General features: G+C 64.4%; 22 protein-coding genes and 1 pseudogene. 13 read left to right on the top strand and 10 right to left on the bottom strand.

Annotated elements, in window-relative coordinates:
* Positions 1–53: 53 nt before the first annotated feature.
* The 5 genes from OZ411_RS16460 to OZ411_RS16440 all read right to left on the bottom strand — a co-directional run bounded on the left by OZ411_RS16460 (position 54) and on the right by OZ411_RS16440 (position 4,212).
* Positions 54–854 (bottom strand): hypothetical protein, encoded by an 801-nt coding sequence (locus OZ411_RS16460; protein ID WP_282528805.1) that lies wholly within the window; start codon positions 852–854, stop codon positions 54–56.
* 135 nt (positions 855–989) lie between these two features.
* Positions 990–1,499, bottom strand: a complete 510-nt coding sequence (locus OZ411_RS16455; RefSeq protein WP_282528804.1) for an OsmC family protein — start codon at positions 1,497–1,499, stop codon at positions 990–992.
* A gap of 53 nt (positions 1,500–1,552) precedes the next feature.
* Positions 1,553–2,338, bottom strand: coding sequence for an ABC transporter ATP-binding protein (locus OZ411_RS16450; RefSeq protein ID WP_130583853.1), 786 nt, complete (start codon positions 2,336–2,338; stop codon positions 1,553–1,555).
* Positions 2,338–3,180, bottom strand: a complete 843-nt coding sequence (locus OZ411_RS16445) for an ABC transporter permease (protein ID WP_282528827.1) — start codon at positions 3,178–3,180, stop codon at positions 2,338–2,340. The genes OZ411_RS16450 and OZ411_RS16445 overlap by 1 nt, the downstream gene beginning before the upstream one ends.
* Before the next feature lie 90 nt (positions 3,181–3,270).
* On the bottom strand, positions 3,271–4,212 hold the full coding sequence (locus tag OZ411_RS16440) for an aliphatic sulfonate ABC transporter substrate-binding protein (protein ID WP_282528826.1): 942 nt from the start codon (positions 4,210–4,212) through the stop codon (positions 3,271–3,273).
* A 239-nt stretch (positions 4,213–4,451) separates the two neighbouring features.
* Here OZ411_RS16440 and OZ411_RS16435 point away from each other — a divergent pair, with 239 nt between their 5' ends.
* From OZ411_RS16435 to proB, 3 genes are all read left to right on the top strand, one after another.
* Positions 4,452–7,256, top strand: coding sequence for a [protein-PII] uridylyltransferase (locus OZ411_RS16435; protein ID WP_282528803.1), 2,805 nt, complete (start codon positions 4,452–4,454; stop codon positions 7,254–7,256).
* Positions 7,257–7,453: 197 nt separating this feature from the next.
* Positions 7,454–8,509 carry a GTPase ObgE gene (gene obgE, locus OZ411_RS16430; protein ID WP_282528802.1) on the top strand — a complete coding sequence of 352 codons (1,056 nt, stop codon included), beginning with the start codon at positions 7,454–7,456 and terminating at the stop codon, positions 8,507–8,509.
* A gap of 122 nt (positions 8,510–8,631) precedes the next feature.
* The gene (gene proB, locus OZ411_RS16425) at positions 8,632–9,774 is read left to right on the top strand and encodes a glutamate 5-kinase (RefSeq protein ID WP_282528801.1); all 1,143 of its coding nucleotides are present in this window, start codon (positions 8,632–8,634) and stop codon (positions 9,772–9,774) included.
* A 39-nt stretch (positions 9,775–9,813) separates the two neighbouring features.
* Here the strand turns inward: proB and OZ411_RS16420 are convergent.
* Positions 9,814–10,074, bottom strand: a pseudogene (locus OZ411_RS16420) (type II toxin-antitoxin system RelE/ParE family toxin); the annotation flags it as partial.
* Positions 10,064–10,414 carry a type II toxin-antitoxin system ParD family antitoxin gene (locus OZ411_RS16415; protein WP_349017017.1) on the bottom strand — a complete coding sequence of 117 codons (351 nt, stop codon included), beginning with the start codon at positions 10,412–10,414 and terminating at the stop codon, positions 10,064–10,066. The pseudogene OZ411_RS16420 and the gene OZ411_RS16415, both read right to left, overlap by 11 nt.
* A 114-nt stretch (positions 10,415–10,528) precedes the next feature.
* Between OZ411_RS16415 and OZ411_RS16410 the strand changes: the two genes are divergently transcribed.
* The 9 genes from OZ411_RS16410 (at position 10,529) to OZ411_RS16370 (ending at position 18,949) form a co-directional block, all read left to right on the top strand.
* Positions 10,529–11,821: a glutamate-5-semialdehyde dehydrogenase gene (locus OZ411_RS16410; RefSeq protein WP_282528800.1), complete on the top strand. Its 1,293-nt coding sequence runs from the start codon at positions 10,529–10,531 to the stop codon at positions 11,819–11,821.
* Positions 11,822–11,855: 34 nt separating this feature from the next.
* A complete protein-coding gene (locus OZ411_RS16405) occupies positions 11,856–12,482 on the top strand; it encodes a nicotinate-nucleotide adenylyltransferase (protein ID WP_282528824.1) in 627 nt (208 codons plus the stop codon).
* Between the two features lie 226 nt (positions 12,483–12,708).
* Complete coding sequence (gene rsfS, locus OZ411_RS16400; protein WP_282528799.1) at positions 12,709–13,059, top strand: ribosome silencing factor; 351 nt, start codon at positions 12,709–12,711, stop codon at positions 13,057–13,059.
* 48 nt (positions 13,060–13,107) lie between these two features.
* Positions 13,108–13,590, top strand: coding sequence for a 23S rRNA (pseudouridine(1915)-N(3))-methyltransferase RlmH (rlmH, locus tag OZ411_RS16395; RefSeq protein WP_282528798.1), 483 nt, complete (start codon positions 13,108–13,110; stop codon positions 13,588–13,590).
* Positions 13,591–13,619: 29 nt separating this feature from the next.
* Positions 13,620–14,996 carry a peptidoglycan DD-metalloendopeptidase family protein gene (locus tag OZ411_RS16390; RefSeq protein WP_282528823.1) on the top strand — a complete coding sequence of 459 codons (1,377 nt, stop codon included), beginning with the start codon at positions 13,620–13,622 and terminating at the stop codon, positions 14,994–14,996.
* The gene (locus OZ411_RS16385; protein ID WP_282528797.1) at positions 14,993–16,360 is read left to right on the top strand and encodes a S41 family peptidase; all 1,368 of its coding nucleotides are present in this window, start codon (positions 14,993–14,995) and stop codon (positions 16,358–16,360) included. The genes OZ411_RS16390 and OZ411_RS16385 overlap by 4 nt, the downstream gene beginning before the upstream one ends.
* A 218-nt stretch (positions 16,361–16,578) precedes the next feature.
* Positions 16,579–17,775, top strand: coding sequence for a divergent polysaccharide deacetylase family protein (locus tag OZ411_RS16380; protein WP_282528796.1), 1,197 nt, complete (start codon positions 16,579–16,581; stop codon positions 17,773–17,775).
* A gap of 161 nt (positions 17,776–17,936) precedes the next feature.
* Positions 17,937–18,443 (top strand): RNA pyrophosphohydrolase, encoded by a 507-nt coding sequence (locus OZ411_RS16375; protein WP_282528795.1) that lies wholly within the window; start codon positions 17,937–17,939, stop codon positions 18,441–18,443.
* A 2-nt stretch (positions 18,444–18,445) separates the two neighbouring features.
* Entirely contained in the window at positions 18,446–18,949 is a 504-nt protein-coding gene (locus OZ411_RS16370; RefSeq protein WP_282528794.1) for an RNA pyrophosphohydrolase, read from the top strand.
* Between the two features lie 39 nt (positions 18,950–18,988).
* Here OZ411_RS16370 and glgX read toward each other — a convergent pair whose 3' ends face one another.
* Positions 18,989–21,223 carry a glycogen debranching protein GlgX gene (gene glgX / locus OZ411_RS16365; RefSeq protein WP_282528793.1) on the bottom strand — a complete coding sequence of 745 codons (2,235 nt, stop codon included), beginning with the start codon at positions 21,221–21,223 and terminating at the stop codon, positions 18,989–18,991.
* Positions 21,224–21,526: 303 nt separating this feature from the next.
* Between glgX and groL the strand changes: the two genes are divergently transcribed.
* Positions 21,527–23,149: a chaperonin GroEL gene (groL, locus tag OZ411_RS16360; RefSeq protein WP_282528792.1), complete on the top strand. Its 1,623-nt coding sequence runs from the start codon at positions 21,527–21,529 to the stop codon at positions 23,147–23,149.
* A 194-nt stretch (positions 23,150–23,343) separates the two neighbouring features.
* Here groL and OZ411_RS16355 read toward each other — a convergent pair whose 3' ends face one another.
* On the bottom strand, positions 23,344–23,751 hold the full coding sequence (locus OZ411_RS16355) for a F0F1 ATP synthase subunit epsilon (protein ID WP_282528791.1): 408 nt from the start codon (positions 23,749–23,751) through the stop codon (positions 23,344–23,346).
* A gap of 90 nt (positions 23,752–23,841) precedes the next feature.
* Complete coding sequence (gene atpD, locus OZ411_RS16350; protein WP_282528790.1) at positions 23,842–25,284, bottom strand: F0F1 ATP synthase subunit beta; 1,443 nt, start codon at positions 25,282–25,284, stop codon at positions 23,842–23,844.
* Positions 25,285–25,293: the final 9 nt, after the last annotated feature.

Here is a 25,293-nt window from a genome sequence, read left to right as displayed (position 1 = left end):
GCGATCGGGGCCTCATGGTTCGAGACGCGCTACGCGCTCCTCACCATGAGGATCTAAGTTCGAAGCAATCGTCGCCGGCCGTGCCACCACAGGCCGAGATTCCAGGTCACGCAGGTGGCAAGGGCCAGACTCAGACCGATCGCCGAACCGAACTGCAGCGCGCCGACATGCAGCACCGCGATCGCAATCCCAAATCCCATCAGGCCCCAGGCGCCGTTGGCGATCACGGCTGCTGTCGGCGGGCCGCCGATGCGCGGGTGCAGGATCAGCATCATCGAGGTGAAGACCACCGGAAACAACGCGATGATGCCGCTGACCCGCGGGCCGACCCAGCCCGAGGACGTCACCACGACCGCCACCAACGTCGCGACCAGCGAGGCGCGCAGGGGTATGTCGTACCAGCGGCGGGTGATCAGCGGCATCTTCTTCACATGGCGATAGCGCTGCAACAGCGGCACGCAGATCGCAAAGGTGATGACGTTCATGATCAGCCCGGCGGCGAGCGTCCAGTGGAACTGGCAGAAGATGGACGCGAGTATAATCCATACCGCGACGGCTGCGGCCGTGCTGAGCAACGCACTGTGGCGCTGTGCCAGCACGACATAGGTCAATCCGAGATAGATCGTCGCCGCATTGATCGGCAGGCTCGCGAGCGCACCCTCGGCGATGAAGGCCGCATCATGGTCAAGCGCGAGGAAGACATAGGACGGTCCCGCCGAGATCGGCAAGGTTGCCACCAGCGCGCCGATCACCGGCCCTGAACGCTCGGTGATGACGGAGGCGGTCACGACAAAGGCGGCCGTGATCGCCATGCGCAATAGCAGCATCAGCAGGAAGATGAATTCGGGGGGCATCGGGCCGTCGCCCCGGCCTTGAGCCGGGGCCCATAACCACAGACCTTCGTGTGGCGCGAAGGCGTTCGAACAGCGGTAAGCAAAATAGAAGCAGAGGGGGTATGGGTCCCGGCTCAAGGCCGGGACGACGAGACATCACACCCGCTTCATCGAGACGGCGACCTGCGGGCCGTGCCTGATGGTCTGGTAGACCACGCAATAGCGCTCGGTCAGCTTCAGCAGGAGGTCGAGCTTGTCCTGCGGTGCGTCGGTGTCGACCTCGAAGCGCAGGCGGATCTCGGCGAAGCCAACCGGGGCCTCCTTGTCGACGCCAAGCGTGCCGCGGAAATCGAGATCGCCTTCAGCGAACACGTTGCCGCTGCGGAGCGGCACCTCGATCGCAGTCGCGACCGATTTCAGCGTCACGCCCGCGCAAGCGACCAGCGCTTCGAGCAGCATGTCGCCGGAGCAGAGTTCCAGCCCGGAGCCGCCGGTTGCCGGATGAAGGCCGGCGACCGCGAGCGCACGGCCGGTTTCGACCTTGCAGGCGATGCCTTCGTTCTCGATCGAGCCCTTGGCTTTCAGCGTGATAACGGCGGTGGCGGGGTCGGTCTTGTAGCGTTCCTTGATCGGGGCTTGCAGCGCGCGGAGCTCGGTGGCGTCCATTGTTGTTCTCCCGGATTTTCTGTCTTTCCGTGTACTCCCTGGGGGCGCCGGTGTCACCACCACATCGCTTCGCCGGCGGTCGAGCTCGTCTCATTGTCCGGCACGTTGCGATCGAGCGAGCGGTCGAGCGCGGTGAGCACGCGACGCTTGAAATTGTCTGTAGGCGACGAGTTGCGGTCGCGCGGCCGCGCCAGGTTGATCGCGATCTCCTCGAACAGCCGGCCCGGCCGCGGCCGCATCACCAGCACGCGGTCCGCCAGCACCACGGCCTCGTCGACGTCATGTGTCACCAGGATCAGCGTCGGCCTTGTGTCGGCCCAGAGGTCGAGCAGATGATCCTGCAGGTCGCGCCGGGTGAAGGCGTCGAGCGCGGAGAACGGCTCGTCCAAGAGCAGCACCTCCGGCTGCGGCACCAAGGCACGCGCGATCGCGACCCGCTGCGCCTGCCCGCCGGAAAGCTCGCGCGGCCAGGCATTGGCCTTGTCGGCGAGGCCGACACGGGCCAGCGCGCGCGCCACCTTTTCACGTCGTGCATCGGCCGGCAGGTCCGAGAGGCCGAAGCCGATATTGTCGGCGACGCTGAGCCAGGGCAGCAGCCGCGGCTCCTGGAAGATGATGCCGATCTTGGCGTGCGGCGCGGTGATGGTGGCGCCATCGAGCGTCACCGTGCCTGACGTGGCGCGATCGAGCCCGGCGATGGCACGGAGCAGCGTCGACTTGCCGCAACCGGACCCGCCGATGATGGCGATGATCTCGCCCGGCTTGATCTCGGAGGAGAAGCGCGAAAGCGCATGGACCCCGTTGGGATAGGTCTTGCCGACGTTACGAAGGGCGAGCATCAGGCCGCTCCGCGCCCGCGGCCGAAAGCGTCCTGCCAGCGCAACAGCGGCGCGGTGGCGAGCTCGATCAGCCAGTCGGTAGTCTTGCCGAGGATCGCGAAGATCACGATCGCGGCGACGATCTGCGCCGGCTTGCCGAGCTGCTGGCCGTCGATCAGGAGATAGCCGAGCCCCTCGGAGGCGCCCATGAACTCGGCGGCGACCACGAACATCCAGCCGAGACCAAGGCCGACGCGGAGCGCCACCACATAGGCCGGCAAGACCGCTGGCAGAAGGATGCGGCGGATCATCGCCGGGCCCGAGAGGCGGAAGATGCGGCCGACCTCGACGATCTTGCGGTCGACCGAGTGGATCGCGCCCATCACGCCAAGATAGACCGGGAAGAACACGCCGACCGCGATCAGCGCGACCTTCGAGGTTTCGAAAATGCCAAGCCAGAGGATGAACAGCGGCACCCAGGCAATCGAGGGGATCGCGCGCAGCGCCTGCACGGTCGGATCGAGCAGCCGCCGCGCCAAGCCCCAATAGCCGGAGACGGCGCCGAGCAGCGTGCCGGCGACGACGCCGAGCGCAAAGCCCGCGGCAACGCGGGACAGCGTCGTGATGATGTGCCGCGACAGCTCGCCGCTTTTCGCCAGTTCCACGATCGTGGCGAAGACCTTCGTCGGCGGCGGCACCAATCGGCCGTTGGAAAAGCCGAGCCAGACCACCAGCTCCCAGCCGAGGGCGAGGCCTAGCGGCAGCAGCAGCCCGAGCGCCGGCCGCACAAAACGCGACAGCCGCGCTGCCGCAGGCGGCATGGCGGCGTCGGGTTGTTCCAGCACTGGCACTTCAATGGTCATCGCCACGGCAAGAACCCTTTCCCGCGCCGAATTGCAAGGTGGGCATTCGTCGTCCCGGGTCGCGCTGCGCTCCACCCGGGCTACGGATTGTCAATTCGTCGGCAGCGGGACCTGGTCGTCGATCAGCGAATTCAGCACCGCCTTCACGTCGACCTTGGCGTCGACCACGCCGGCCTGCTGCAGCGCGAGCCCTGCGGCGAGGATCGAATCGCGCTGCGGGGCGCCGATCCGGCTGTGGGTCAACTCGGTGCGCTCCTTGAGCTGCTTGTCGACCACCGCCTCCGGCAGCTTGGTCACGGCAATGAAGGTCTTCTTCAGCTCGTCGTAATTCGCCAGCGAATATTTGCGGGCCTCCTCGTAAACGGCGAGCACGCGACGGACCACGTCCGGGTGGTCCTTCAGGAACTGCTCGCGCACGTTGAGGATGCCCCAGGTGTTGGCGTCCGCTTTGCGGAAGAACAGTTTTGCGCCGTCCTCGACTTCCGCCTGCGCCATCATCGGGTCGAGGCCGGCCCAGGCGTCGACGTCGCCGCGGATCAGCGCGGTCTTGCCGTCGGCGTGCTGGAGCAGCACCGGCGTGATGTCCTTTTCAGAGAGGCCGGCATCAAGCAGCGCGCGCACCAGGAAGATGTGCGGATCTGTGCCGCGGGTCACCGCGACGCGCTTGCCCTTGAGGTCGGCGACCGAGGCGATCTTGGAATCCTTGCCCGTGACCAGCGCGGTCCATTCCGGACGCGAATAGACATAGATCGACTTGATCGGGTTGCCGTTGATCTTGGCGACCAGCGCGGCCGAGCCCGCCGTCGAGCCGAAATCGATCGAGCCCGCGTTGAGGAATTCGAGCGCCTTGTTGGAGCCGGCGGATTGCACCCAGACGATGCTGATGCCGTCCTTGGCGAACTCCTTTTCCAGGAGCCCTTTCTGCTTCAGGACCAGCGAGACCGGATTGTAGGTCGCCCAGTCGATACGTATCTCCTTGAGCGGCTCCGCCGCAAAACTTGCCGCGGGCGCAAGCGTCAAACCTGCGATCATCGCAGCCACAGCGCGCCGTGAAATCCGGACCATCCTCAGCCTCCAGGTGTTGGAAAAATCTTGGTGAAACGTCTTTTTATCTCAATGAGTTATGCTGGAAGGTCAATGAGAAAATCCACGCCCTGAAGGCGGCAACGTGAGAATGGCTTTGCTCAAATCAACGGGAATTCAGCACAGAGTGATCGCGGGTCCACAATGTCCCGTGACAGCGCAGGCGCCGTCCTTTATCGGGATAGACCATGGATAGTGTCGTGGCCGAACCCCACCCGGAAGTGGATGACCGTTTCGATACCGCGCGGATCACCGCCGCGGTCGACGCGCTCGCCGAGAAGCACGCGGGCCGCGAGGACCAATTCCGCTCGGCCATGGCGCAACTGCTCAAGGCGGAACTGATCGGGGCACGCGCCACGGCGCAGGCCGTGCTGCTCAAGAACCGCCACGGCCGGCGCTGCGCGGAGCGGCTCTGCTTCGTGCAGGACGAGATCATCCGCATCCTCTATGCGGCGGCGACCAAGCACCTCTATCACTCGCCGATCCCCTCCGGCGAGGAGCGCATGGCGGTCGTCGCCACCGGCGGCTATGGCCGCGGCCTGATGGCGCCGGAGTCCGACATCGATCTGTTGTTCATCCTGCCCTACAAGCAGACCGCCTGGGGCGAGCAGGTCGCCGAAGCGATCCTTTACTGCCTGTGGGACATGGGACTGAAGGTCGGCCATGCCACGCGCTCGGTCGATGAATCGATCCGCCAGGCGCGCGGCGACATGACGATCCGCACCGCGATCCTGGAAACGCGGTTCCTGACCGGCGACCGGCCGCTCTATGACGAACTGGTCGACCGCTTTGACAAGGACGTCGTGCAGGGCACCGCCGCCGAATTCGTCACCGCCAAACTGGCCGAGCGCGAGGAGCGGCACCGCCGCGCCGGACAGTCGCGCTATCTGGTCGAGCCCAACGTCAAGGACGGCAAGGGCGGCCTGCGCGACCTGCACACGCTGTTCTGGATCGCGAAATACGTCTACCGCGTGCGCGAGACCGATGAATTGCTCGAACGCGGCGTGTTCGATGCGCAGGAATACCGCACCTTCCGCCGCTGTGCCGATTTCCTGTGGTCGGTGCGCTGCAACATCCATTTCTTCGCCGGCCGCGCCGAGGAGCGGCTGTCGTTCGACGTCCAGCGCGAGATCGCGGTCAGGCTCGGCTACACTTCGCATCCCGGCATGCAGGACGTCGAACGCTTCATGAAGCATTACTTCCTGATCGCCAAGGACGTCGGCGACCTCACCGCAATTCTGTGCGCCAAGCTGGAGGAAGAGCAGAAGAAGCCGGCGCCGGTGCTGAGCCGCATGGTAGCGCGCTTGCGGCCGGGCAGCACCAAGCGGCGCGTGCCCGAGAGCGACGACTTCATCGTCGACAACAACCGCATCAACCTGGCCGCGCCCGACGTCTTCAAGCACGATCCGGTCAACCTGATCCGCATCTTCCGTCTGGCGCAGAAGAACAACCTCGCCTTCCATCCCGACGCGATGCGCACCGTGACACGCTCGCTCAAGCTCGTGAACACGCAGCTTCGCGAAGATGCGGAAGCCAATCGGCTGTTCATGGAGATCCTGACATCAGACAATGCCGAGATCGTGCTGCGGCGGATGAACGAGACCGGCGTGCTCGGTCACTTCATCCGCGCCTTCGGCAAGATCGTGTCGATGATGCAGTTCAACATGTACCACCACTACACGGTGGACGAGCACCTGATCCGCTGCATCGGCTTCCTGCAGGAGATCGAGCGCGGCGGCAATGACGAGTTCATTGTCGCCAGCGACCTGTTCCGCAAGATCCGCCCTGAGCATCGTCCGGTGCTCTATATCGCGACCCTGCTGCACGATATCGCCAAGGGCCGACCCGAGGATCATTCGGTCGCCGGCGCGAAGGTGGCGCGGCGGCTATGCCCGCGGCTTGGCTTCAGCAACGCCGACACCGAACTCGTCGCATGGCTGATCGAGGACCACCTGACGATGTCGACGGTCGCGCAGTCGCGCGATCTCTCTGACCGCAAGACCATAGAGAATTTCGCCGCAGTCGTGCAATCGGTCGAGCAGATGAAACTGCTGACGATCCTCACCACCGCCGACATCCGCGGCGTCGGCCCCGGCGTCTGGAACGGTTGGAAGGCGCAACTCCTGCGCACGCTCTATTACGAAACCGAACCGGTCCTGACCGGCGGCTTCTCGGAAGTGAACCGCGCCCGCCGCATCGCGGTGGCGCAGGCCGAATTCCGTGCCGCCTTCACCGAATGGCCAGAGGCGGAGCTCAACGCCTACATCGAGCGGCATTATCCGGCGTACTGGCTCAAGGTCGAATTGCCGCGCAAGATCCGGCAGGCACGCTTCATCCGCGCCAGCGAGCAGGCCGGGCACAAGCTTGCGATCAATGTCGGATTCGACGAGGCGCGCGGCGTTACCGAACTGACGATCTGGGCGACCGACCATCCCTGGCTATTGTCGATCATCGCCGGCGCCTGCGCTTCCGCAGGGGCCAATATCGTCGACGCCCAGATCTACACCACGACCGACGGCCGCGCGCTCGACACCATCGCGATCTCCCGGGAATACGACCGCGACGAGGACGAAGGTCGGCGCGCCACCCGGATCGGCGAGATGATCGAGGACGTGCTGGAAGGCAAGTTGCGCCTGCCGGAGGCGATGGCGCGCCGCGCCGTCCATCGCAGCAGCGGCAGCAAGGTGAAGGCGTTCACCGTCGAGCCCGAAGTCACCATTAATAACCAGTGGTCGGACCGCTACACCGTGATCGAGGTTTCCGGCCTCGACCGGCCCGGCCTGCTGTACCAGCTCACCACCGCGATCTCGAAGCTCAACCTCAATATCGCCTCCGCCCATGTCGCGACCTTCGGCGAGCGCGCCCGCGACGTGTTCTACGTCACCGACCTCCTGGGCGCGCAGATCACTGCGCCGACCCGGCAGGCCGCGATCAAGAGCGCCCTGTTGCACCTGCTCGCTGATGAGAACGCAGCCGCCCAGCCGGCGGCCTGAACCTTCGCCGTGGTTTTACGGAGCCGGCAACCGGCTGACAGTTAAGCCTTTTATCCGGTCAGCCAGCTTCAGGGTTGCCGCATCGGCGCCGCTGCCTTACCTAGAGCCTCGGTAAACCGAGGCTCTAGCCTTTTGTTTCGACGCGTTTTCTGGCGCGAACCGGTATCCACTTCGCTCGAAAACGCTATGGTAGGCTCATGAAATTCCTCGATGAAGCAAAGGTCTATATTCGCTCCGGCGACGGCGGCAACGGCTGCGTCGCGTTCCGGCGCGAGAAGTTCATCGAGTTCGGCGGGCCCTCCGGGGGCAATGGCGGCCGCGGCGGCGACGTCATCATCGAGGCGGTCGACGGGCTGAACACGCTGATCGACTACCGCTACCAGCAACATTTCAAGGCCCAAAAAGGCACCAACGGCATGGGCAAGGACCGCCATGGCGCCGCCGGCAAATCGATCGTGCTGAAGGTGCCGGTGGGAACCCAGGTCCTCGACGAGGATCGCGAGACGCTGATCCACGATTTCACCAAGCTCGGCGAGAAGTTCGTGCTGGCCGAAGGCGGCAATGGCGGGTTCGGAAACGCGCATTTCAAGTCGTCCACCAACCGCGCCCCGCGTAATGCCAATCCCGGCCTGCCGGGCGAGGAACGCTGGATCTGGCTCCGCCTGAAACTGATCGCCGATGCGGGCGTGGTCGGATTGCCGAACGCCGGCAAATCGACCTTTCTCTCCGTGGTCAGTGCCGCCAAGCCGAAGATCGCGGACTATCCCTTCACCACGCTGCACCCGCAGCTCGGCGTCGTGAGCGCGCAGGGCCGCGAATTCGTGCTCGCCGACATCCCCGGGCTGATCGAGGGCGCGCATGAGGGCGCCGGCCTCGGCGACCGTTTTTTGGGCCATGTCGAGCGCTGCCGCGTGCTGTTGCACCTGATCGACGCCACCTGCGAGCATGCGGGTAAGGCCTACAAGACGGTCCGCACCGAACTCGAGGCCTATGAGGGCCATCTCGCCGAGAAGATCGAGATCGTCGCGCTGAACAAGATCGATGCGGTCGCAGCGGACGAATTGAAGAAGCAGAAGGACCGGCTGAAGCGGGCGGCCAAGAAGACGCCGCTGCTCGTCTCCGCCGCCACCGGCGAGGGCATCCCGGACGCGTTGAAGGCGCTGGTCGAGGTGATCGGCGAGGCGCCGGTATCGGCCAAGGCCAAAAGCAGCACTGATGCCGAACCCTGGGCGCAACCGACGCCGCAGGGCTGATTCCAAGGCCTGTTCGGCCCGCAGGGTTGATGTTCCCTTAACGCTCTTTCCCGTGCGCCGCTTCCAAAGTAAGGGGGTGGCGCGTATTGCTTCGCAACCGCCGCTCCGTCTCTGATCAAACCATGAAACGCCCCGCGCTCAACCGTTTTCGCCGCATCGTCGTCAAGGTCGGCTCATCGCTCCTGATCGATTCCGAGGCTGGCGAGGTCAAGGCGTCATGGCTGTCGGCGCTGGCTGCCGATATCGCCAAGCTGCACGGGGAAGGCCGAGAGGTGCTGATCGTTTCGTCCGGCTCGATCGCGCTCGGGCGCAGCCGGTTGAGGCTTCCGCGCGGGCCGCTCAAGCTCGATGAGAGCCAAGGTGCGGCCGCCGTAGGCCAGATCGCGCTGGCACGGATCTGGTCCGAAGTGCTTGGCGATCACGGGATTCGCGCCGGGCAGATCCTGGTCACGCTGCAGGATACCGAGGAGCGCCGCCGCTATCTGAACGCGCGATCGACCATCGCAAAGCTCCTGGAATGGCGCGCGGTGCCGGTGATCAACGAGAACGATACGGTCGCCACCAACGAGATCCGCTATGGCGACAACGACCGCCTCGCCGCCCGCGTCGCCACCATGGCGAGCGCGGATCTCCTGGTCCTGCTGTCTGATATCGACGGCCTCTATGACGCGCCGCCGGCCAATAACCCCAACGCAAAACTGATCCCGGTGGTCGAAAGCATCAGCGCGGAGATCGAGGCGATGGCGGGTGAAGCCGGATCCGAGCTGTCGCGCGGCGGCATGCGCACCAAGATTGAGGCCGCGAAGATCGCGACCACCGGCGGCACCCATATGCTGATCGCCTCTGGCAAGATCGAGCATCCCTTGCAGGCGATCGCGGACGGCGGCCGCTGCACCTGGTTCCTGACGCCGGCCAACCCGATCACCGCGCGCAAGCGCTGGATCGCGGGCTCGCTGGAACCGAAGGGCACGCTGACCATCGACGCCGGCGCGGTGGCCGCGCTGCGGGCAGGAAAGAGCCTGCTGCCGGCCGGCGTGATCCGGATCGACGGCCAGTTCGCCCGCGGCGATGCGGTGATCGTCCGCGGCCCCGATACCCATGAGATCGGCCGCGGCCTCGTCGCCTACGACGCCGACGACGCCGAGAAGATCAAGGGCCGCTCTTCCCCCGACGTGATGGCCATCCTCGGGATCAGCGGCCGGGCGGAGATGATCCACCGGGACGATCTGGTGGTGGGCGGTCCGAGGATTGTCGATCCGGCCTGATCGCCAAAGCATGTCGTCCGGGTCGATATCTCTCCGAGCGCTCATCACCCGAACGACCTCGATGCCGTCGGGCAACGGGACGTAAAAAACAATATAGCTCCCGACAGGAAAGCTGCGCAGATTTCGCCGCAATTCCGGACGCGCACGGCCCGACAGCGGGTTCTGTACGAGCATTTCGAAGATTTCACCGATACGATCAATCTGCCTGTTGGCGGCGCTGACCGAATCGCCCGCGATGAAAGTCCAAATCGAATCGAGGTCGCGATCGGCTTGTGGAAGCTTACGAAATCTATTCGCCACGTTTCCGCGCGGCCAATAATTGCCGTCCCCGCGCTTTCACAGATTCCATCATTTCGTGGATATCGACTTCCTCCGCCGGACCGCTATCAAAACCTTTCTGGATCTCGGCGCGCAGCGCTTCGAGCTTGGCCTTGCGGCGCTCTTCGCGCTCTTCGATCAGGCGCAGGCCATCGCGCAAGACCTCACTCGCCGTCGAATAGCGGCCGCTCTCGATCAGGCCGTGGATCATGTCCTCGAAATGCTTGCCGATGCTGTAGCTGGTGGCCATGGTCGTACCCGCGGATATCAATAAATGATATTTAATGATATTCCTCACAGAGGGCAAGAACCCTGCCGCCAAGCTCGGCCACTGGCCGACGTCAGGGCTCGCCCGCCTGCCATGCCGGTTCCTCGCCTCGCCAAGACCCCGATTTCCGTGCTAGACCATGGCCTTAACAGAACGCTGGGACACCCCATGACTGCGCCGCTCAAGGCGATCGACGGTAACGCCGATCTGCCGACCCTGATGAATGAACTCGCGACACAAGCGCGTGCCGCCGCGCGCGTGCTGGCGCTTGCGCCGCCCGAGCAGAAGAACCGGGCGCTTGCAGCCATCGAGCGTGCCATCCGCGAGAACGCGCCGGCCATCCTTGCCGCCAATACCGAGGATGTCGCCGAGGCGCGAGCGAGCGGTGCGACCCCGGCGTTCGTCGACCGCTTGACGCTGACGCATGCGCGCGTCGATGCGATGGCCGACGGCGTCGCCACCGTGCGCAACATTCCCGATCCGGTGGGCGCCGTCACCGAGAGCTGGCAGCGGCCGAACGGCATGACCATCGAACGCGTCCGCGTGCCGCTCGGCGTCATCGCCGTGATCTTCGAGAGCCGCCCCAATGTCGCGGCGGACGCCGGCGTGCTGTGCCTGAAGTCCGGCAACGCCGTGATCCTGCGCGGCGGCTCCGACAGTTTCCGCTCCTGCCGCGCGATTCATGACTGCCTGGTGCAGGGCCTGCGCGAGGCCGGCCTGCCGGAAGCTGCGATCACGCTGGTGCCGACCCGCGACCGCGCCGCGGTGGGGCTATTGCTCACGGGGTTGAACGGCGGCGTCGACGTGATCGTGCCGCGCGGCGGCAAGAGTTTGGTCGCGCGCGTGGAAGCGGAAGCGCGCGTGCCGGTGTTCGCCCATCTCGAGGGCGTCAACCACGTCTATGTCGACCGCTCCGCCAATCTCGAGATGGCGAAGTCGATCGTGCTGAACGCCAAGATGCGGCGTCCCGGCGTCTGCGGCGCGGCCGAGACGCTGCTGGTCGATCGCGCCGGCGCCTCCGCCAGCTTGAAACCGCTGGTCGAGATGCTGATCGATGCCGGCTGCGAGGTGCGCGGCGACGAGACGGTGCAGCGCGTCGATGCCCGCGTGAAGGCAGCGACAGAGGAAGATTGGGACACCGAATATGAGGACGCGATCATCGCGGCCCGAATCGTCGACGGCGTGGATGAGGCGATCGCGCATATCCACCAGCACGGCTCGCGGCACACCGACGCCGTCGTGACGGAGGATAAGGCTGTTGCCGAGAAATTCCTCAACGAGGTCGACTCCGCGATCGTGCTGCACAACGCCTCGACGCAATTCGCCGACGGCGGCGAATTCGGCTTCGGCGCGGAGATCGGGATAGCCACCGGCAAATTCCACGCCCGTGGGCCGGTCGGCGCCGAGCAACTGACAAGCTTCAAGTATCGCATCCACGGCACCGGACAGACGCGGCCGTGAAGCCAAACTTGTGATCCCGTTGAAGCCAGCCCAGATCGCGTCGCCATCGGTCGCGCAGGCGCTTCCGTTCTACACCAACGGAATGCGCATCGGCCTGCTCGGCGGCTCCTTCAATCCGCCGCATGCCGCGCATCGCGCCATCAGCCAGTTCGCGCTCAAGCGGCTGCAGCTCGACCGCGTCTGGTGGCTGCTCACGCCGGGCAACCCGCTCAAGAATCACGACGGCCTGCATGCGCTCGCCGAGCGCGCCGCAGCCGCACTGAAAGTGGCTGACGATCCCCGCATCGATGTGAGCTGTCTCGAAGCTGTCATCGGCACGCGCTACACTGTTGACACGATCATCCATTTGCGGCGCCGCGTTTCCGGCGTGCATTTTGTCTGGATCATGGGCGCCGATAACCTCGCGCAGTTCCACCGTTGGAAAGACTGGCGGCGCATCGCCGCCGATGTGCCGATCGCCGTGATCGACCGTCCGCCACAAAGTTTCCGCGCGCTCGCCGCGCCCGCCGCACAGGCGCTTGCCCGCTATCGTCTGCCCGAGAATCAGGCGCCCCGGCTGGCGGATCAGCAGGCGCCGGCCTGGGTCTTTCTCACCGGCATGAAATCCAATCTGTCTTCGACCGGCCTTCGGAACCCAGACGGGAGCTGGAGGACGGTCTAGCGCATGCTCGAGGTGGATCATGCGGCAAGTGGTGTGGGGCTTACTGGAATATTGAAACCCTTAACCCCACATGCGTAGTATAGGCGGCGGGCACCGAGATTCGGCGTTCGCGATACAGTGAAAGGAATGGTCCCTGGCCACACCTGTATTGTCCAAGTCTGTTTTACCCAAGGTAGCTAACAAGGCAGCAAAACCTGCGCGTAAAACATCGACCGAAACTGCGGCCTTGAAGGCGCAAGGCGACGCCGACGAGACCCTGAATATGATCCTCTCCCGCCTCGACGATATGAAGGCGGAAGAAACGGTCACCATCGACCTTCGCGGCAAATCAGCATACTCCGACTACATGGTCATCACCTCGGGCCGGGCCAACCGGCACGTCGGTGCGATCGCGGAGAACGTGACCAAAGCCCTGAAGGAAAACGGCATCAGCAAAATCCATGTCGAAGGCTTGCCCAATTGCGACTGGGTGCTGATCGATTCCGGCGATGTGATCGTGCACGTGTTCAGGCCCGAGGTGCGCGAATTCTACAATCTCGAGCGGTTGTGGACGCAAAGCCCGGTCGCGGCGGTCTAGATCTCTGAGCCGATGCAAATCGGCCGAGGCGCATGCTAACATGCGTTAATGCGGTTAGTCGTCGTCGCAGTCGGCCGATTGAAGCAGGGTCCGGAGCGGGAACTGGCGGAGCGCTATCGCGAGCGCTTCGACGATATCGGCCGCAAGCTCGGCTTCCGCGGCCTGGACGTTCATGAAATTTCGGAAAGCCGCGCGCGCGATGCCGCAACAAGGATGGCCGAGGAAGCGGCGGCGATCTCGGCGTTGATCCCGGAAAAGCATGTGCTCGTGGCGCTGGATGAGCGCGGCGAGAACGTCGACAGCGCCGCATTTGCAGGGTATCTCGGGCGCTGGCGGGACCAATCGGTCGCCAACACTATTTTCGTCATCGGCGGCGCCGACGGACTTTCGCCTGATTTGCAGCGCAAGGCCAAGCTGCGCGTCGCATTCGGCGCGGCGACCTGGCCGCACCAGATGGTCCGGGTCATGCTTCTGGAACAGATTTATCGGGCGGCAACCATTTTGGCCGGCCACCCCTATCATCGCGCGTGAACCGACAACAGAAAGCGCTGAACAATCCGATGCCGTCGCTGCGCGACCCTCACCGTTATCCCGACGCCGCGCGCCGCGGCCGGTATCCGGCGTCCTGGCTTCCCCTTCCGGTCGTATTGTTGTCGGCAAGCCTTGCCGCAACCGCAGTCGCGCAGACTCCGCCGCAACAGCAACAGAGCGCGGCAACCGCGCCTTCGCCCGATATCATCAAGCAGCGGGAGCAGGAGCTTGAGGCCGCCCGCGAGCAGCAACGAAAAGCTACCGAGCTGCAGGAGAAATTGAAGGCCGACATTGCCGCGATCGGCCAGGACCGCAGCAAGCTCAACCAGCAGATCATCGACATTGCGGGCCAGGTGCGCCGGGTCGAAGGCCGAATCGTCGATGCGGAGGCGCGGCTGCGCCCGCTCGACAGCCGCGAGCAGGAGATCCGCACCTCGCTCGATTCACGCCGCGCCGAGATCATCGAGGTGCTGGCGGCGCTGCAACGTGCCGGCCGGCGCACGCCGCCGGCGCTCCTGGTGCGGCCAGAAGACGCATTGCAGTCGCTGCGAACCGCGATGCTGCTCGGTGCGGTCGTACCTGAATTGCGGGGGCGCGCGGAGAAGCTGACCGCCGACCTCGGCGAGCTGGTTGCATTGCGCAAGACCATCGCCAGCGAACGCGATGCGATGGCGCGCGACCGCGACAAGCTGAGGGAAGACCAGGTCCGGCTCGCGGCGCTTGTCGAGGAGCGGCAACGCCAGCAGAGCGCGATCGAAAAGGACATGGCAGCGGAAGGCGCGCGGGCCATCGCCCTGTCCAAGCAGGTCGACGACCTGCAGGGCCTGATCGCCAAGATGGAACAGGATCTGAAGAGCGCCGCAAAAGCGGCCGCCACCGCCAACCTCCAGGGCACGCCCGCCGCCCCGAACGGAAAGCCCAATCTGGGCGCTTTGAAGGATTCGGCGCGGCTGAGCCCGGCGGTCGCCTTTGCCTCGGCCAAGGGCCTGTTCGCCTATCCCGTTAACGGTACCAGGATTCGAGATTTTGGCGGCTCTGACGGTGCTGGCGGCGTGCAAAAAGGCATTTCTTTGGCGGCGCTGCCCGGCGCCCAGGTCACAACCCCGTGTGACGGCTGGGTCGTCTATGCCGGACCCTTCCGAAGCTACGGTCAACTCTTGATCCTCAACGCCGGGGGCGGGTATCATGTTTTGATCGCCGGGATGGAGCGTATTTCGGTAAACATCGGCCAGTTTGTACTTACGGGGGAGCCGGTCGCGACCATGGGGTCCACATCCCAGGTTGCGTCCATTTTCGCAACAAACGCGAGCCAACCCGTGCTCTATGTCGAGTTCCGTAAGGACGGCACTCCAATTGATCCAGGCCCATGGTGGGCCGCAAATGAAGGCGAAAAGGTTCGCGGATGATGCGCAAGACTTCTGTAATTCTCCTCAGCGCCGCATGCGGTGCAGCGTTGACGCTGTTCGTTACCCAACCGCGCGCCGTGCTGATGGGATCAAGCGCGCGCGCCGCGACCTCGGACACCTACCGCCAGCTCAATCTGTTCGGCGACGTGTTCGAGCGCGTGCGCAGCGACTATGTCGAGAAGCCCGATGACAGCAAGCTCGTGGAATCCGCGATCAGCGGCATGCTGGCCGGGCTTGATCCGCACTCGAGCTACATGGACGCCAAGAGCTTCCGCGACATGCAGGTGCAGACCCGCGGCGAGTTCGGCGGGCTCGGCATCGAGGTCACGATGGAGGACGGGCTGATCAAGGTCGTCTCCCCGATCGACGATACCCCGGCATCGAAGGCCGGCATTATGGCCAACGACATCATCACCACGCTCGACGACGAGGCGGTGCAGGGCCTGACCCTCAACCAGGCCGTCGAGAAGATGCGCGGGCCGGTGAACACCAAGATCCGGCTGAAGATCGTCCGCAAGGGCCAGGACAGTCCGATCGAGGTCACGCTGGTGCGCGACAACATCCGTGTCCGCTCGGTGCGTGCCCGCGTCGAGGCCGACGACATCGCCTATATCCGCATCACCACCTTCAATGAGCAGACCACCGAGGGCCTCAAGAAGGAGATCGCGAATCTCTCGAGCCAGATCGGCGACAAGCTGAAGGGCTACGTCATCGACCTCCGCAACAACCCGGGCGGCCTGCTGGAGGAAGCCGTGACGGTGTCCGACGCCTTCCTGGAGCGCGGCGAGATCGTTTCGACCCGCGGCCGCAATGCCGAGGAAACCCAGCGCCGCGCCGCCCATGCGGGCGACCTGACCAAGGGCAAGCCGGTCATCGTGCTGATCAACGGCGGCTCGGCCTCGGCCTCCGAAATCGTCGCCGGCGCGTTGCAGGACCACAAGCGGGCGACGCTGGTCGGCACCCGCTCGTTCGGCAAGGGCTCGGTCCAGACCATCATCCCGCTCGGCAGCGGCAATGGCGCGCTGCGGCTGACCACCGCGCGCTACTACACGCCATCCGGCAAGTCGATCCAGGCCAAGGGCATCGTGCCCGACATCGAGGTGCTGCAGGACGTGCCGGATGAACTGAAGGCCCGGACCGACACCAAGGGTGAGGCCTCGCTGCGCGGCCATCTGAAGTCCGACGGCGACGAGAAGACCGGCTCGCAGTCCTACGTGCCGCCGGACGCCAAGGACGACAAGGCGCTCAAGCTGGCCGACGACCTCCTGCATGGCATCAAGTCCACGGCGAGTTCGGCGCCGCCGCCCGCGAACGGCGACAAGGCTGCGGTCGACAACAAGCCGGGCAGCAAGGCCGCGAACTGATCGGCCACCGCGAATTCAGACCAAGGGCGGCCCTTTCGGCCGCCCTTTTTATTTGGAAGGTGCCGTTGCCCGGGTGAAGCGCAGCGTAACCCGGGACCGCTGTATCCGCGTCTAAGAGCGCCCCCGGGTTACGCTGCGCTTCACCCGGGCTACAGGGCCGACCTTCTCTGCAACCGGCTGCCACGTGCTATCGTCGGCGGATCTGATTCGGGGGGTTCATGGCAGAGGCGGCCGACGAACTGAGCGCACCGCTCGGACAGGAAACCGTGGCCAAAAAACGCCGGTTCCAGGTGCCGTTCACGGCCACGCAGGCGCTGGCGGTGATGCTCGGCCTGATCCTGGTAACCTTCGCCGGTATCGCCTTGTTCAACGACGATCCGCTCGGCGGCGAGCCGATCGCCCATATCGCCTTGCGCAAGGCGCCGGTGGCGGAGGAAAAACCCGCGGCGGCCGGCCCTGCCGCCGAGCCTGCAGCGAAATCGCCGCCCAGGCAGGCTTCCGGCGAGAGCAAGACGGTCACCATCATCGACGGCTCAAGCGGCGCGCGGCATGACGTCGTGATCGGCGGCGATGCCACCGACAAGGCCGAGTCCGACGCCGCGCCAGGGCCGATGGCCGGCATTGACCAGCGCCTTCTGGAAAAATCGCGCTATGGCATGATCCCGATGGTCGCCGACGGCTTGAGGCCGTTTACGGTCTATGCGGCCGATGCCGACCGCGCCAAGGCGGCAAAAACGCCCGTGGTGGCGATCGTGGTCGGGGGGCTCGGCGTCGGCGCCGCCAAAACCACCGACGCCATCACGAAACTGCCGCCGGCGGTGACGCTGGCCTTCACGCCTTATGGCGCCGATCCGACAAAGCTTGCCGAACGGGCGCGTGCGCAGCGCCACGAGATCCTGCTGCAAGTCCCGATGGAGCCGTTCGATTACCCGGACAATGATCCCGGCCCCCAGACCCTGCTCACGACCCTGAACGCGGAGCAGAATCTCGACCGGCTCTATTGGCACTTCAGCCGCATCCAGGGCTATGCCGGCATCGCCAATTTCATGGGCGCCCGTTTCGTGGCGACCGATCCGGTGATGCAGCCGATCATGCGCGAAGCGGCCAAGCGCGGTTTGAGCTATTTCGACGACGGCGCCACGCCACGCAGCGTCGCAGCCTCGCTCGCCGCTGGCCAGGCGCTGCCCTTTGCCAAAGCCGATTTCACCATCGATGCGGTTCCGACGTCGGTGGAGATCGACCGCATGCTGGTCAAGCTCGAGACGCTCGCCAGGGAACGCGGGGTCGCGGTCGGCGTGGCCTCGGCGCTGCCGATTTCGATCGAGCGCCTCGCGGCCTGGACCAAGACGCTCGAGGCGCGCGGCATCCTGCTTGTGCCATTGACAACCGCGATGCTGAAATCAAAATCGGGCTAGAGCATCAACCTGATGGCGCGACTTCCGGACCCCGCCCGTCTTGCAGATCATGATCCGCGAGGATGATATCGGGTCATGGTCTCGTCTTTTTGTTGGAGCGTGATCGTTTTGGACAACCAATTCCCACTGGTTCCCGATCACCCTCTGGGAGTCCTGATCGAATGACGCGTTACGAAGAGCTGCCTTACCGGACCTGCGTCGGCGTGATGCTGCTCAACCGAGACGGGCTGGTCTTTATCGGACGCCGCGCCGGCGGCATCGAGCATGTCGACGACACCCACATCTGGCAGATGCCGCAAGGCGGCGTGGATCCCGGTGAAGACGTCTGGGAAGCCGCCAAGCGCGAGCTCTACGAGGAGACCAGCGTCCGCTCGGTCGAGAGGCTCGGCGAAGTCGACGACTGGCTGATCTACGATATTCCGCGCACGGTCGCAGGGCGCGCCTGGAAAGGCCGTTATCGCGGCCAGCGCCAGAAATGGTTCGCGGTGCGCTTCACCGGGAAGGACAATGAGATCGACGTGGAACGTCCCGGCGGCGGAGGCCACAAGGCCGAGTTCTCGAACTGGCGCTGGGAGCCGATGAAGAATCTCCCCGAATTGATTGTGCCGTTCAAGCGGCCGGTCTACGAGCGCGTGGTGCAAGAGTTTTCCAGGCTCGCGGGCCGATAGGAATGTCCGAGGAAAAGCTATACCGCCCCAATGTCGGGATCGCGCTGTTCAACATGTCCGGCCGCGTGCTGATCGGCCATCGCTTCCGGGACGATGGTCCGGAAATCATCCTTCCCGGGCTCGAATGGCAGATGCCGCAGGGCGGCATCGATGCTGGCGAAGAACCGCGCCAAACGGTCATGCGTGAACTCTGGGAGGAGACGGGTGCGGTCTCCGCCGACTATCTCGGCGAGACCGACTGGGTCACTTACGAATTCCCGCCTTACAACGGACCGCCGCATCGTCTCGGCAAATTCCACGGACAGCGGCAAAAATGGTTCGCGCTGCGCTTCACCGGGCGCGACGCGGAGATCGACCCGCTGACACCGCGCAACGGACAGCCGGCCGAATTCGACGCCTGGCGCTGGGAGCAGCTCGACCGCGTCCCCGACCTCGTCGTGCCGTTCCGCCGCGAAGTGTACCGGCATGTCGCCGGCAGCTTCGCCGCCTTTGCGCAAGCGCGCTGAGACCGGATTGCGGAACCTCACCTCGTCCAGGTGAACCCATTACTCGGATAGCGGGAGCTCGGCGACATCAAGGATGGTGCCGATGCCATGCCGCAAGCGGCGCATGGCGCTGTCTTCGCTCGCGAGACCGAACGCCAGCATCGAGCGTCCGGTCACGGCATAGACGTGGCCGAACGGAAAGCTCGGCAGTTGCCCTTCCGGCTGGTTGGTGTCGATCAGCCCCTGCCAGTGCTGTCCTTCCGGGACTTTCGGCAGCGTAAAGTTCACGACGTCGAAATGGGCGTTGTAGATCAACAACAGGGTCGCGTCCGATCCGCGGCGTTTGATGCCGGTCTCCTGGGCGCGACCATCAAGCAGCAATCCAAAACAGCGCACATTGCCGTCCTGCCACTGCTCGACGGTCATTTCCTCGCCCGACGGGGCGAGCCAGGTCACGTCCTTGACATCAAGCTCCTCATTGTGAGTGCCGATCAGAAAACGGCTCCGATAAAGGATCGGAAACGCCTTGCGCATCGCGATCAGCTTTCGCGTGAATTCGCGCAAGGCGCGCCCTCCAGGCGATATCTTCATCCAATCGAGCCAAGTGGTCTCGTTGTCCTGCGCATAGGCGTTGTTGTTGCCCTTCTGGCTGTGACCGAATTCGTCGCCGGCGAGCAGCATCGGCGTGCCGTGCGACAAGATCATCGTGGCAAGGAAATTGCGCTTCTGCCGCTCGCGCAGCGCGACAATCTCCGCATCCTGTGTTGGACCTTCGACGCCGTGATTCCACGAGTAATTGTTGGAATGGCCGTCCTGGTTGTTCTCCCCATTGGCCTCGTTGTGCTTGTCGTTGTACGAGACCAGATCGTTGAGGGTGAAGCCATCATGGGCGGTGACAAAGTTGACGCTCGCCCACGGTTTGCGGCCGCGCTTGTTGAACAGGTCTCCCGACCCGGTGATGCGCTTGACGAAATCGGCGACCTGTCCGGCATCCCCCTTCCAGAAGCTTCGCACGGTGTCGCGGAATTTGTCGTTCCATTCCGCCCAGCCCGGCGCGAACTGGCCGACCTGGTAGCCGCCGGGGCCGATGTCCCATGGCTCCGCGATCAGCTTGACGCTGGAGAGCACCGGGTCCTGCCGACAGGCATCGAGGAAGCTGCCGCCCTCGTCGAAGCCGTAGGGTTCGCGTGCGAGAATGGTGGCAAGATCGAAACGGAAGCCGTCGACGCGCATCTCCGTTGCCCAATAACGCAAGGAGTCGGCGACCATCTGCAGCACGCGCTGGTGCGATAGATTGACGGTGTTTCCGGTACCGGTATCGTTGACGTAGTAGCGCTTCTGATCGGGCAGCAGCCGATAATAGCTCGCGTTATCGATGCCCTTGAAGGACAGCGTCGGTCCGAGCTCGTTGCCTTCGGCAGTGTGGTTATAGACCACGTCGAGGATCACCTCGATGCCGTGGGCATGGAATTGGTTGACCATCTCCTTGAACTCGGTCGCCCAGAGCGTGCGCAGATAGCGCGGATCCGGCGCGAAAAAAGCGAGCGAGTTGTAGCCCCAATAATTGCGCAGACCCTTGTCGACCAGATAGCTGTCGTCGACAAAGGCATGCATCGGCAGCAGCTCGGCGCTGGTGACGCCGAGCGAGCGCAGATACGCTGATACGTTTGGGCAGGCGAGGCCGGCGAACGTGCCGCGATCGGCCTCCGGCACCAATGGATGCAGCTTGGTGAAGCCTTTCACATGCATCTCGTAGATGATGGTGCGCTCCCACGGTGTCGCGGGCTTGCGGTCACGCCCCCAGGTGAAAGCGGGATCGATCACCCGGCACTTCTGCACGAGATGGACATTGTCGCGGTCATCAAACGATTTGTCGTTGTCGGGATCGCCGATCTTGTAGCCGAACAGTTCAGGGCCCCATTGCAGCTGTCCGACCAATTGCCGGGCGTAGGGGTCGATCACCAGCTTGTTCGGATTGAAGCGATGGCCGGCGTCCGGTTCATAGGGACCATGGACGCGATAGGCATAAACCAATCCTGGACGCGCGGTCGGCAGATAGCCGTGCCAGACTTCGTCGGTATATTCGGGAAGCTCGAGCCGCTCGACCTCGGTTTGGCCTGTGTCATCGAACAGGCACAGCTCCACCTTGGTGGCGTGCGCTGAAAACAGCGCGAAGTTGACACCAAGGCCATCCCAGCTGGCGCCTAAGGGAAATGGCCTGCCTTCGCGAACGGCGGAGCGACGCAGCAACTGCGCTGCCTGCGCGAGTTCACTACCTGCGGCTGATCTATCCATAGAAACGCCCGCCCTTTGGTTAGATGAACGCCTGCACCTCACCATCGTTCCTCTGGTCGGGCCGCTGCGCCTCTGGGCCGGCTCTACCCGACCTCCGCCCCCGGGACGGGTTCCCGGCTTCCCGGTCCTGTGACATCATGGAGGAGAGCAATCCTCTCGGCCCAGGCCGGACGACCGAGGCCGCGCGGAAGGCCGCTTAGAGTACGATCCGGAAAAAGTGGATACCGCTTTCCCGAAAACGACGATGCTCAAGCAAGGACGATAGAACGCAGTTGATCCATCAAGGGGAGAGGAGAAAACGTCATGGCCGCGAAAGACGTGAAGTTCTCAACCGAAGCCCGCGAGCGCATGCTGCGTGGCGTAGATCTGCTGGCGAATGCGGTCAGGGTGACGCTCGGACCGAAGGGCCGCAACGTCGTGCTGGAAAAATCCTTTGGAGCACCGCGCATCACCAAGGATGGCGTCACCGTCGCCAAGGAGATCGAGCTCGAGGACAAGTTCGAGAACATGGGCGCACAGATGGTGCGGGAAGTCGCGTCCAAGACCAGCGACATCGCGGGTGACGGCACCACCACCGCAACTGTGCTCGCACAGGCGATCGTCAGGGAGGGCGCCAAGTCGGTCGCCGCCGGCATGAATCCAATGGATCTGAAGCGCGGCATCGACCTCGCGGTCGACGCGATCGTCGCCGACCTCAAGGCCCATGCCAGGAAGATCATCTCCAATGATGAGATCGCCCAGGTCGGCACCATCTCCGCCAACGGAGATGCCGAGATCGGCCGCTTCCTTGCCGATGCGATGCAGAAGGTCGGCAATGAAGGCGTGATCACGGTCGAGGAGGCAAAGAGCCTCAACACCGAGCTGGAAGTGGTCGAGGGCATGCAGTTCGACCGCGGCTACATCTCGCCCTATTTCGTCACCAATGCCGAGAAGATGAAGGTCGAGCTCGAAGAGCCCTATGTCCTCACTCACGAGAAGAAGCTGGTCACGCTGCAATCGATGTTGCCGCTGCTGGAAGCGGTGGTGCAGTCCGGCAAGCCGGTGCTCATCGTCGCTGAGGACATCGAGGGCGAGGCGCTGGCGACGCTCGTCGTCAACAAGCTGCGCGGCGGCTTGAAGGTCGCCGCGGTGAAGGCGCCGGGTTTCGGCGATCGCCGCAAAGCGATGCTCGAGGATATCGCCATCCTCACCGGCGGCACCGCGATCTCGGAGGATCTCGGCATCAAGCTCGAGAATGTCACGCTGAACATGATCGGCCGTGCCAAGAAGGTCGTGATCGAAAAGGAGAGTACGACCATCGTCGATGGCTCCGGCGCCAAGAAGGACATCGAGGCACGGGCCGCCCAGATCAGGGCGCAGATCGAAGAAACCACCTCCGACTATGATCGGGAGAAGCTGGAAGAGCGGCTGGCCAAACTCGCCGGGGGCGTCGCCGTGATCCGGGTCGGCGGCGCGACCGAAATAGAGGTGAAGGAGCGCAAGGACCGGGTCGAGGACGCGCTGCACGCCACCCGCGCGGCAGTCGAGGAAGGCATCCTTCCCGGCGGCGGCGTGGCGCTGCTGCGCGCCTCGAAGGCGCTGGAGAGGATCAAGATTACCAATGCCGATCAGAAGGCCGGTGTCGAAATCGTGCGTCGCGCCTTACAGATACCGGCGCGCCAGATCGTCGAGAATGCCGGCGAGGACGGTTCGCTGGTGGTCGGCAAGCTCCTGGAGCGCGCCGACTATAGTTGGGGCTTCAATGCCGCGACCGGCGAGTACGAGGACCTGGTACGCGCCGGCGTGATCGATCCGGCGAAGGTGGTTCGCACCGCATTGCAGGACGCGGCATCGGTTGCCTCGCTCCTGATCACGACGGAAGCATTGGTCGCCGACAAGCCGAAGAAGTCCGAGCAGACGCCTACAATGCCGCCGATGGACTTCTGATCGATGACAAGAGCGTTCCGCGAGTCGCTTGGCGCCGGCGGTGGATGCCAACGCCGCGGTCTCAAGCAGGGCGAAGCGCCGCTAGGCGAGCGCAATGCTGAAATTCGGCGGCTCGGAAACTTTCGCCCGCCACGATGTGACGGACGCCGGGTCGTTCAAGATTTTTGTTCGGCCCCGGCGCAGTGCACCGGGGCCTAGTGCATAGCGGTTGCGTTGAGGATGTGCTCGATACTCTTGAAATGGTCGAGCCGCTCGATTTCGCGGTCGAGCTCCGAGCCGTGCTTCTCTTTCAGATTTTCTTCCATCTCAGCGATGGTTTCCCTGAACTGGGCGCGATCGACCTCCTGGATCGAGGTCGCGACATCGGCGAGCACGGTCAGGCGATTGTCGGAGACTTCGGCCAGACCGCCGAGCACCACCATCTTCTGATGCGTGGCGCCGGTCGTGATGGTCAGGATGCCCGGACGGACTGCCGCCACGACCGGTGCGTGACCGGCGAGCACGCCGAAATCACCTTCCGCGCCGGGAACGTCGACCTGATCGACCTCGCCGGAGAAAGCGAGCGCTTCGGGGGAGACGAGATCGAAGTGGAAGGTGGCCATGGTGTACCTGCGAATAGCGAATAGCGAATGGTGAGTGGCGAAGTCGGGGAGCCAGCGCTAACTCGCCACTCCCTATTCGCCATTCGCCCCTTAAGCTGCTTCGGCAGCCAGCTTCTTGCCCTTCTCGACCGCCTCTTCGATGGTGCCGACCATGTAGAAGGCAGCCTCCGGCAGGTGGTCGTACTTGCCTTCGCACAGGCCGCGGAAGCCCTTGATGGTGTCGGCGAGCTCGACGAACTTGCCCGGCGAGCCGGTGAAGACTTCGGCAACATGGAAGGGCTGCGACAGGAAGCGCTCGATCTTGCGGGCGCGGGCCACCGTCAGCTTGTCCTCTTCCGAAAGTTCGTCCATGCCGAGGATGGCGATGATGTCCTGCAGCGACTTATAGCGCTGGAGCACCTGCTGCACCATGCGCGCGGTGTTGTAATGCTCCTCGCCGACGACCAGCGGCGACAGCATGCGCGAGGTCGAGTCGAGCGGATCCACCGCCGGGTAGATGCCCTTCTCCGAGATCGCGCGCGACAGCACGGTGGTGGCGTCCAAATGGGCGAAGGAGGTCGCCGGCGCCGGGTCGGTCAAGTCGTCGGCCGGCACGTAGATCGCCTGCACCGAAGTGATCGAGCCCTTCTGGGTGGTGGTGATACGCTCCTGCAGCGCACCCATGTCGGTCGCAAGCGTCGGCTGGTAACCCACCGCCGACGGGATGCGGCCGAGCAGCGCCGACACTTCGGAGCCGGCCTGCGTGAAGCGGAAGATGTTGTCGACGAAGAACAGCACGTCCTGACCCTGGTCGCGGAAATGCTCGGCCACCGTGAGGCCGGTGAGGCCGACGCGCGCGCGTGCGCCCGGCGGTTCATTCATCTGGCCGAACACCAGCGCGCATTTCGACTGCACGCTCGGATCGGGATTGCGCGGGTCCGCGTTGACCTTGGACTCGATGAACTCGTGATAGAGGTCGTTGCCTTCGCGGGTGCGCTCGCCGACGCCGGCGAACACCGAGTAACCGCCGTGGGCTTTCGCGACGTTATTGATCAGCTCCTGGATCAGCACGGTCTTGCCGACGCCGGCGCCGCCGAACAGGCCGATCTTGCCGCCCTTGGCGTAAGGCGCGAGCAAATCGACGACCTTGATGCCGGTGACGAGAATTTCCGCCTCGGTCGACTGGTCGGTATAGCTCGGCGCCTCCTGGTGGATCGCACGCACGTCTTCGGCCTTGATCGGGCCGGCTTCGTCGATCGGCTCGCCGATGACGTTGATGATGCGGCCGAGCGTGCCGACGCCGACCGGCACCCTGATCGGCTCGCCGGTATCGGTCACTTCCTGGCCGCGCACCAGACCTTCGGTCGTATCCATCGCGATCGTCCGCACGGTGGATTCGCCGAGATGCTGCGCCACCTCGAGCACGAGACGGCTGCCACCGTTCTTGGTTTCCAGCGAGTTGAGAATCGCCGGCAGGTGGCCCTCGAACTGGACGTCGACGACGGCGCCCATAACCTGGGTGACGCGACCGATCTGGTTGGCTGCTGTAGCCATTTACTCTGT

This window comes from Bradyrhizobium sp. Arg237L (assembly GCF_029990105.1).
GTDB lineage: Bacteria > Pseudomonadota > Alphaproteobacteria > Rhizobiales > Xanthobacteraceae > Bradyrhizobium.
The sequence above is the reverse complement of the archived record's forward strand: the minus strand, read 5'-3'. Positions and strand labels throughout refer to the sequence as shown.

Excerpts from the sequence above, each read along its gene's own strand:
- OZ411_RS16460 (WP_282528805.1), bottom strand. The coding sequence starts at position 854 with ATGCCCCCCGAATTCATCTTCCTGCTGATGCTGCTATTGCGCATGGCG.
- OZ411_RS16455 (WP_282528804.1), bottom strand. The coding sequence starts at position 1,499 with ATGGACGCCACCGAGCTCCGCGCGCTGCAAGCCCCGATCAAGGAACGC.
- OZ411_RS16450 (WP_130583853.1), bottom strand. The coding sequence starts at position 2,338 with ATGCTCGCCCTTCGTAACGTCGGCAAGACCTATCCCAACGGGGTCCAT.
- OZ411_RS16445 (WP_282528827.1), bottom strand. The coding sequence starts at position 3,180 with ATGACCATTGAAGTGCCAGTGCTGGAACAACCCGACGCCGCCATGCCG.
- OZ411_RS16440 (WP_282528826.1), bottom strand. The coding sequence starts at position 4,212 with ATGATCGCAGGTTTGACGCTTGCGCCCGCGGCAAGTTTTGCGGCGGAG.
- OZ411_RS16435 (WP_282528803.1), top strand. The coding sequence starts at position 4,452 with ATGGATAGTGTCGTGGCCGAACCCCACCCGGAAGTGGATGACCGTTTC.
- obgE (WP_282528802.1), top strand. The coding sequence starts at position 7,454 with ATGAAATTCCTCGATGAAGCAAAGGTCTATATTCGCTCCGGCGACGGC.
- proB (WP_282528801.1), top strand. The coding sequence starts at position 8,632 with ATGAAACGCCCCGCGCTCAACCGTTTTCGCCGCATCGTCGTCAAGGTC.
- OZ411_RS16410 (WP_282528800.1), top strand. The coding sequence starts at position 10,529 with ATGACTGCGCCGCTCAAGGCGATCGACGGTAACGCCGATCTGCCGACC.
- rlmH (WP_282528798.1), top strand. The coding sequence starts at position 13,108 with ATGCGGTTAGTCGTCGTCGCAGTCGGCCGATTGAAGCAGGGTCCGGAG.
- OZ411_RS16390 (WP_282528823.1), top strand. The coding sequence starts at position 13,620 with ATGCCGTCGCTGCGCGACCCTCACCGTTATCCCGACGCCGCGCGCCGC.
- OZ411_RS16385 (WP_282528797.1), top strand. The coding sequence starts at position 14,993 with ATGATGCGCAAGACTTCTGTAATTCTCCTCAGCGCCGCATGCGGTGCA.
- OZ411_RS16380 (WP_282528796.1), top strand. The coding sequence starts at position 16,579 with ATGGCAGAGGCGGCCGACGAACTGAGCGCACCGCTCGGACAGGAAACC.
- OZ411_RS16375 (WP_282528795.1), top strand. The coding sequence starts at position 17,937 with ATGACGCGTTACGAAGAGCTGCCTTACCGGACCTGCGTCGGCGTGATG.
- OZ411_RS16370 (WP_282528794.1), top strand. The coding sequence starts at position 18,446 with ATGTCCGAGGAAAAGCTATACCGCCCCAATGTCGGGATCGCGCTGTTC.
- glgX (WP_282528793.1), bottom strand. The coding sequence starts at position 21,223 with ATGGATAGATCAGCCGCAGGTAGTGAACTCGCGCAGGCAGCGCAGTTG.
- groL (WP_282528792.1), top strand. The coding sequence starts at position 21,527 with ATGGCCGCGAAAGACGTGAAGTTCTCAACCGAAGCCCGCGAGCGCATG.
- OZ411_RS16355 (WP_282528791.1), bottom strand. The coding sequence starts at position 23,751 with ATGGCCACCTTCCACTTCGATCTCGTCTCCCCCGAAGCGCTCGCTTTC.
- atpD (WP_282528790.1), bottom strand. The coding sequence starts at position 25,284 with ATGGCTACAGCAGCCAACCAGATCGGTCGCGTCACCCAGGTTATGGGC.